The sequence below is a fragment of the Erwinia sp. B116 genome (assembly GCF_002865965.1).
GTDB lineage: Bacteria > Pseudomonadota > Gammaproteobacteria > Enterobacterales > Enterobacteriaceae > Erwinia.
The window spans coordinates 1067-1377 of the sequence record NZ_JRZZ01000009.1 but is presented as its reverse complement, the minus strand read 5'-3'; the positions used below and the strand labels follow the sequence as shown (position 1 = coordinate 1377).

The following is a 311-nucleotide window of genomic DNA, read 5'->3' as shown; positions in this document are numbered from 1 at the left end:
TGGAACACCGTCTGCGCCAGCGTCCGGGTCATCGCCTGCGGGTCGGCGGCGTTGGTCACCTGCTGCAGGCGTAATCGCACCTGAGTGACGCGGGTCAGCCAGGACTGCAGGCTCTGGGCCTGCGCGCCGGCGCGGGTTTTGTCCATCAGCGCCAGCAGCGGACCAAAGGTTGCATCCAGCGGCCCCTGCACGCCGGCGCTCTGGTCAATGGCATCCCGGTCGTTGCTGCCCAGCAGATTTTTCGCCGATTTCACCAGCGAGTCGGAAATCGCTCCCCCGGTCTGCCCGGTCCGCCCCTGCACGTTCAGGGT

General features: G+C 67.5%; 1 protein-coding gene. It reads right to left on the bottom strand.

The window, feature by feature from the left end:
- The coding region (locus NV64_RS23990) for a hypothetical protein (protein WP_233208957.1) at positions 1-311 on the bottom strand (311 nt) is incomplete at both ends.